The sequence below is a fragment of the Actinophytocola sp. genome, assembly GCF_045807065.1.
GTDB lineage: Bacteria > Actinomycetota > Actinomycetes > Mycobacteriales > Pseudonocardiaceae > Actinophytocola.
Map to the genome: position 1 here is coordinate 20,673 of NZ_JBJMIE010000555.1, position 6,486 is coordinate 27,158.

The following is a 6,486-nucleotide window of genomic DNA, read 5'->3' on the forward strand; positions in this document are numbered from 1 at the left end:
GTTCAGGTCGCCAGCTCACGCAGCCACGAGACCACTACGTCGGCCTGGGCCTGCTGGAACGCACGCAGCGTCGGCAGTCCGGGCGGCGCCGGCTGCCGTGCGGCGTCGGCGAAGAAGCCGGCGAAGCCGGCCAGGGCGCCGATCAGGTCGGCGCGGTCGGCGGCGACCGTGTCCAGGTCGGTGTGGCCGCCGTAGAGGCGGACGTTGATCAGCAGCATCAGGGAGTCGAGCCAGGCCGGTCCGCGGATGGCGTGCGGCCAGTCGATCACCGTGGCCCTGCCGTCCGCGCCGATCAGGACGTTGTCGGCGCGGATGTCGGTGTGGGTCAGCGTGTCGCCGGGCAGGGCGGCCAGGCCGTGCTCGGCCAGCCGGCACAGGTCGTCCAGGTGGGTCGCGGTCCACTCGTCCAGCTCGGCGGGCGGGTCCGTGCGGAGGCGGTGCCAGCCGGTGAAGTCGGCCTCGAGGTACTCCTCGGCGGCGGGCAGGGCGGGTGGGGCCTCGACTCGTGCCAGCTCGCCCAGTGCGGCGCGGGTGGCGGCGAGGTCGTCGTCGCGCCACGGCGTGGCCGGGTGGCGGCCTTCGACATCGGTGAGGACCAGCGCGATCCAGTCGCCGTCGTCGTAGGTGCCGAGGAGGGTCGGGGTGGGGGCGTGCGGTGGGAGTGCGGCGGTGACCCGCGCCTCCCGGCGGTGGAAGCCGGGGCTGTGTTCGTTCTGCGCCGAGCTGACGGCCTTGACGAACGCGCGCCGGCCGTCGGCGGTGCGGACGCGGTCCGCGCTGCCCGGCGAGAACCCGCCCGGCTGGGAGACGGCCTCGACGACCTCACCGCCGAGGATGTCCGCGACCGCGTGCCGGACGCGCTCGGGGAGGTCGTCCCAGCCTGTTCGCACACCCGATGCCGTCACCATGACGACCTATGGTGACGGTCGCGAGTGGCTGGCGCAGCTGGTTTTCCCGGGGTTCAGCGCCAGATCGATGCTGATCGCATTCGCCCCGCGCGTGCCGCCGGACGCCGAGGGTGGCGCGGACCGGCTCGGGAAGACCGATGTGGGGATGAGGTCGCGGGCATGCCTGTCGGCCCGGCCCGCCCGCGTCGTCGCTACGCTCCCGGGCGTGTCCAACACCGTGGAGATCTACACCGACGGCGCGTGCAGTGGGAACCCCGGGCCCGGCGGATGGGGCGCCGTGCTCAAGTACGGGCAGCACGCCAAGGAGCTGTACGGGGCCGAGGCAGGCGTCACCACCAACAACCGCATGGAGTTGATGGCGCCCATTCGGGCTCTGGAGAGCCTGACCCGGCCGTCGGTCGTCGACATGTACACGGACTCCACGTACGTGCGGAACGGGATCATGCAGTGGCTGCCCAGGTGGAAGAGCAACGGGTGGCAGACCAGTGCCAAGCAGCCGGTGAAGAACGCGGACCTGTGGCGGCGGCTCGACGAGGCGGCCCGGTCGCACGAGGTGCGGTGGTACTGGGTCAAGGGGCACGCGGGGCACCCGGAGAACGAACGTGCCGACCAACTCGCCGTGCGGGGGGCGCAGGAGGCCGCCGCACACCGGTGAAATTCGGCGGATTCTGACGGGTCCGGCATGCCACCATGCGGGCGTGAACCACACCGAGTATGGAGATCGGGATGCCGCCCTGCGGGGCGAGATCCTGCGTACCGTCGTGGGTTCCGGGGTGCACGGGATCGCGATCGCGGGTACTGACGACCACGACGAGATGGGGGTCTACATCGAGCCTCCGGTGAATGTCGTCGGGCTCGGTGGGAGCACCCAGCACTACGTGTTCCGCACCCAGCCGGAAGGGGCGCGGTCCGGGCCCGGGGACACCGACCTGGTGAGCTACTCGCTGCACAAGTACCTGCGGCTCGCCACCAAGGGGAACCCGACGGCGTTGCTGCCGCTGTACGCGCCGGCGGAGGCGATCATCACCGTCACCGAGCTGGGTGCGGAGCTGCGGGCGCTCGCGCCGAAGGTGCTGTCCCGCGACGCCGTGCACCGGTTCCTGGGATATCTGGCGGCGCAGCGGCAGCGGTTGCTCGGGCACAGCAAGGGCAAGGTGCCCAGCCGACCCGAGCTGGTCGCCCGGTTCGGGTACGACGTCAAGTACGCCTCGCACGCGCTGCGGCTCGCCTACCAGGGACTCGAGGTGGCTCGGGACGCTCGGCTGACCCTGCCCATGCCGGCCGTCGAGCGGGAGCGGGTGCTTGCCGTCAAGCGTGGGGACGTCTCACGGCTCGACAACGTGCTCGCCGAGATCGCCGGCGTTCAGGGGCAGGTGGAGGACCTGCTGGCCAGCGGGAAGACGCCGTTGCCGGAGGTACCCGATGTGCCGGCCATCTCCGACTGGGCCGTCGGCGCGCACCGGCGGTACTGGGGCTGGCGTTAGTCAGGGCGCCAGGGCGGGCTCGAACACCGGCACCAGGCTCGGATCGTTGAACGCCGTGATACGGGCGATTCGGGCACCTCGTACGGTGAGGACCTGGACGCCGTGCGGCTCGTACCGCCGGTCGTGGCCGCGTCCGTACTCGACGAGGGCCGGCTGGCCGTTGGCGCTCGTGGGCACCAGCCGCCACCGGTCCTTCCTCAGCACCCGGCTGGCGAGGAACCCGATGACGGCCTGCCGTCCGGTGAACCAGGTCGGGACCGGCGGCATCTCCAGCTCGACGTCGGCCCGCAGCAGGGTCACCAGGGCGTCGGGGTCGGCGCGGGTGAACGCGTCGACGTAGCCGTCGAGGAGGGTGCGGGCTCGCCGCTGGTCCGGTTCGGTGAGGTCGTCCTCCGCCGGAGTGGTGTCGGCCAGGCGGGCGCGGGCGCGGCGCAGTGCGCTGTCGACGGCCGTCGGTGTGGTGTCCAGCATCTCGGCGACCTCGGCCGTGCGGAAGGCCAGCACGTCGCGCAACGTCAGCACGGCGCGCTGGCGGGCGGGCAGGAGCTGGAGTGCGGCGATGAAGGCGAGCCGCACGCCGGCCCTGCCGGCCACGATGGTCGCCGGGTCGCCGATCAGCGCGTCGGGTGCGGGCTGGAGCCACGGCACCGACGGGTCCCCCTCGGCGACGGCCACGCGGTGGTCGTCCGACGGCGCGCCCAGGCCTGACGGGAGCGGCCGGCGGGAACGGGTCTCCAGCGCCGTCAGGCAGGCCATCGTGGCGATCTTGTACAGCCAGCGGCGGACCGAGGAGCGGCCCTCGAACCGGTCGAACGCCCGCCACGCGCGCAGGTAGGTCTCCTGGACGAGGTCCTCGGCGTCGTGGATCGAGCCGAGGATGCGGTAGCAGTGGGCGAGCAGTTCCCGGCGGAGCGGTTCGGTCAGGGCGGCGAACTCGGTGTTCATCGACTGATCTGGTGCAGCCCGGTGCCGGTGAGCCGGTACTCGGCGGCGTTGCCACGCGTGGCTTCCATGACGGCCTTGGCGACCTGGTCGGGGGTGAGGATCGGTTGCAGTCGCGCGATGAAGGTATCGCGGTCGACGCCTTCCCGTGCGGCGTAGCCGTCGACACCGGTCGAGCCGGCGCCCTGCGGGGTCAGCTGCGGGAAGAGCGCGACGAAGCGGATGTCGAGGTCGGCACGGGTGGACTCGTCGTTGGCGTAGGTGCTGATGTAGCGGCTGGCGGCCTTCGCGCTGGCATAGCCGCCGGACAGTGGGGAGCCCCCGAGGGCGGCGCCGCTGGACATCGTGACGACCACGCTGCCCGGGGGTAGTGGCTCGCGGAGGGCGGCGCGGATCCAGGTGAAGACGTGGCGGGTGTCCACCTGCCAGTTGCGCGTGAAGGTTTCCCAGGTCTGGTGGTGGACGGGGGCCATGTGCGGGGTGGCACCGGCATTGAGGACCAGCAGGGTGGGGCGGTGTTCGTGGATCACGTTCTGTGCGAGCGTCTCGTCGGTGGCGTCGCCCGGGATGGGGCTGAAGGCGTTGCCGAGGTCGGCTTGTACGGCACGCAGCTCCTGCTCGTCGCGGGCTATGCCAAGCGTGTGCGTGCCTGCGGCTACCAGGGCGGCGGCGATGGCGCGGCCGAAGCCGCGGCTGGCTCCGGTGACTACGGCGGTGGTGAAGGGGACGGACATTGGCCCTCCGGTGGTTGGTTCGGTCCACATCAAGACCAGCTACCGAGTGGGGATCCGTCGGGGTGAGGTTGTGAGGTGAGTCATAGCGGATGACTCCTCACGGAGTCATGCGCCTGAACACCTATTCCGGCCGACGGGACAGAGAGCCCAGAACGATCTCCTGGGCCGCGCGGGCCGTTGCCGCGAGGGCGGCAGGGTCCCGGCCAATGCGTTCGGCGCCCGCGCGCATGACACCGGACAGCAGCTCCACCGCGAGCGGCACGTCGCCGACGTCGCGGAACTCGCCACGCGCGATGCCGTCCCGGACGACGTTCTCCACCTCGACCACGATCGCGTGGAGTGGGGTGTCCGGCCCCTTCGGCTCCTTCGGCGCCTCGTCTTGGGTCCGGCCGGCGCCCGGGCGGAACATCAGCTGCAGGGCCTGGTCCGTGAACGCCTCCAGGACCGCCTCGACGATCTCCCGCATCCGCTCCGCGGCCGGCTCCCCCGACCGCGCGGCGATCGCGGCCACACGCTCGACCGCGGGCCGGCCCGCCCGCTCGGTCAGCGCCAGGACCAGTGCACTCTTGTCGCGGGCGTAGTTGTACAGCGTGTTGCGGGCGAGCCCGGCCCGGGCCGCGATGTGGCCCATGTTGATGGAGTCGTAGTCGCGCTCGAGCAGCAGCTGCCGCATCGCCTCGGCGAGGTCGGCCCACACCATCTCGTGGTGCTCGCCAATGCTGGCTCCCCGGATCCGCGGCATTCGAGCATCCTCCCACCGCGGCTGTTCTCTCGTCCCGGGTCTGCCTCTCGTCCCAGGTGTGCCTCTCGTCCCGGGTCTTCCGCCCGCCCCGCGCGTGGCTGCCTTTCGGCCTCCGCCGCGGTTGTCCGGATGTGCTGGCAGGACGGTGCCCCGCGTCGCTTTGCGTCACAGGGTCTTGGGGGCCGCTTCTTCGCGTTCGTACTCCATGTTCAGGCGCGTCGTCCTCAGCGTGCCTGCTCGGCGGCCAGGGCAATGCTCGATAGATGTGGGTTTTCCTGGTAGGTCGAGGTGAGCCTTACGCGGTTGAGGCGCCAGCCGGCCGGCGTGCGGACCGCCTCGTTGTCGTAGAAGCCGACTACCAGCCAGCGGTTGGGTCCGCCGCCGGCGCGTTCGCTCGGGAGCCAGTGTTCGGCACGGACGTGCGCGTGGATCGTCGCGCTGTCGCCGTCGATATCGATGACGTGGCCGGTGATCGCGTGGTGGGTTGCTGTGTAGGGCTCGAAGGAGGCACGGAGGATCTCCAGGTAGTCGCGGAGCGGCGTGGTCATTGGCGGGATGCCGGCGACCGACTCGAAGTCGAGCGTCAACGGGTCGGTGAAGACAAGGCTGGGCAGGTCGGTGAACTCCTTCAGGTCCGCTATGTCGGCGTAGCGGCCGAACAGTTCGATGAGATCGGCGTGATCAGTGGATGTGTTCATCAACAGTCCCTCTTCATGCACTACGACGACGTCAGAACGTTCGTTCTGCCGCGCTCAAAGCAGCCCGCTTCTTTGGCGACGACCTGTCGTAAAGATTACGACGGATCGTCGCCAAACTCAAGTACGAGGGGCATCGTCCGTCAGCGCCCATCGGTGACTGGGGGTGATGTGCTTGGCACCCACGCCAAGCGTGACTACTCCGCCACCCCGGCATCACCGCCTCCAAATGAGCAGGGGGCCGAAGTCGAGCCAGTCTTGGTAGGACAGAGCGGGTCGTATCTGGTGGCGATGGCGCGGGGTGCTTGTGGCCTTTGAAGCGGCGTTCGACGACGATGCGGCACCGGTGGACGATCGGGGCGAACGTTGGCGGGCGGCCTCCGGTGCGGACGCGCGATGTCGGTTTGCTTGCTGGTCGCGGCGTTCCGGGATGATGTTCTGGACGCGTCCTAGTTCGACCGAGGACGTGATCTGAGTTTGAACACCGGCCTGCGGGATCATGGGCGTTGCAGTTGGCATGATGTCGTGGAGTGGATGGACGCAGTGCACCACTCCGTGGGGCGGCTCGGAGGAGCTTCCAGCCACCACTCGCGTCAACTTGCGAAACTGACCCCCGCTCCAACCCGGGCTCCGCATTTAGGAACACGGGCATCGACAACGCAGTGTGACCTGCAGAAACCGAGCTACCCGCTGGTAAGGCGTGTGCCTACAGCATGAGCCGTTTCACCCGCGTTCCGCAGATGATGGCTTGATGTGAGCCGGCGTGGCGGAATATGCGCAGGTCTCAGGGTTGGCGCATAGCGGGAGATCCAGAATCGCCTAGTGGCACGCTTGTCTCTGGTTTTTGGTGTATAGCTGGTAAGTCCTGTGGTCAGCTAGTCGATCCCGTTGGTAGGCTGCCCGGCCGTGTACGTGAAGGTGTCCTCCCGCAAGACCAGCGACGGAGGCCAGGTCCGCTACCTGCAACTGGCCCACAACGAG

Annotated in this window: 7 protein-coding genes; 2 read left to right on the top strand and 5 right to left on the bottom strand. The window is 69.8% G+C overall.

The window, feature by feature from the left end:
• Nucleotides 1–2: 2 nt before the first annotated feature.
• Nucleotides 3–908, bottom strand: a complete 906-nt coding sequence (locus ACJ73U_RS32500) for a phosphotransferase (protein ID WP_407781560.1) — start codon at nucleotides 906–908, stop codon at nucleotides 3–5.
• A gap of 145 nt (nucleotides 909–1,053) precedes the next feature.
• On the opposite strand from ACJ73U_RS32500, the gene rnhA reads away from it, so the two are divergent.
• Nucleotides 1,054–1,563: a ribonuclease HI gene (rnhA, locus tag ACJ73U_RS32505; protein ID WP_407781569.1), complete on the top strand. Its 510-nt coding sequence runs from the start codon at nucleotides 1,054–1,056 to the stop codon at nucleotides 1,561–1,563.
• A 43-nt stretch (nucleotides 1,564–1,606) separates the two neighbouring features.
• A complete protein-coding gene (locus ACJ73U_RS32510) occupies nucleotides 1,607–2,392 on the top strand; it encodes a DNA polymerase beta superfamily protein (RefSeq protein WP_407781561.1) in 786 nt (261 codons plus the stop codon).
• Here ACJ73U_RS32510 and ACJ73U_RS32515 read toward each other — a convergent pair whose 3' ends face one another.
• The 4 genes from ACJ73U_RS32515 to ACJ73U_RS32530 form a co-directional block, all read right to left on the bottom strand.
• Nucleotides 2,393–3,337 (bottom strand): RNA polymerase subunit sigma-70, encoded by a 945-nt coding sequence (locus ACJ73U_RS32515; protein ID WP_407781562.1) that lies wholly within the window; start codon nucleotides 3,335–3,337, stop codon nucleotides 2,393–2,395.
• A complete protein-coding gene (locus tag ACJ73U_RS32520) occupies nucleotides 3,334–4,068 on the bottom strand; it encodes an SDR family oxidoreductase (protein ID WP_407781563.1) in 735 nt (244 codons plus the stop codon). Before ACJ73U_RS32520 ends, ACJ73U_RS32515 begins: the two co-directional genes overlap by 4 nt.
• A gap of 121 nt (nucleotides 4,069–4,189) precedes the next feature.
• Nucleotides 4,190–4,810, bottom strand: coding sequence for a TetR/AcrR family transcriptional regulator (locus ACJ73U_RS32525; RefSeq protein ID WP_407781564.1), 621 nt, complete (start codon nucleotides 4,808–4,810; stop codon nucleotides 4,190–4,192).
• Between the two features lie 224 nt (nucleotides 4,811–5,034).
• Nucleotides 5,035–5,508 carry a nuclear transport factor 2 family protein gene (locus tag ACJ73U_RS32530; protein WP_407781565.1) on the bottom strand — a complete coding sequence of 158 codons (474 nt, stop codon included), beginning with the start codon at nucleotides 5,506–5,508 and terminating at the stop codon, nucleotides 5,035–5,037.
• Nucleotides 5,509–6,486: the final 978 nt, after the last annotated feature.